We start from the raw sequence: 233 nt of genomic DNA, 5'->3' as shown, positions 1-233 counted from the left end.
AATTCGGTAAAGGAAACACAGCCGTTATTAACATCCGTAGCTCTCACAAAAAGTGTTTGATTAAAAGGGCTTTCGTTGGTATAAGGGCTTTCCAGGCCGTTTTCGATAGTTAAGTCTTCGGCATCAGCTTGGGTGGTAAAGAATTCGATTTCGTAATCTAAATTTCCACCGGTAATTTCATCGATTTTGGAGGTTAAATCAAATTCGGTAAATCCGAGTTGTTCTTCAGAGAA

General features: G+C 39.1%; 1 protein-coding gene. It reads right to left on the bottom strand.

The window, feature by feature from the left end:
• The coding region (locus G7034_RS01675; protein ID WP_166399231.1) for a hypothetical protein at positions 1-233 on the bottom strand (233 nt) is incomplete at both ends.

Source organism: Psychroflexus maritimus (genome assembly GCF_011089875.1).
In the GTDB taxonomy this organism is placed as follows: Bacteria; Bacteroidota; Bacteroidia; order Flavobacteriales; family Flavobacteriaceae; genus Psychroflexus; species Psychroflexus maritimus.
Note: the sequence above shows the minus strand (reverse complement) of the source record. Positions and strands in the feature narration are given on the sequence as shown.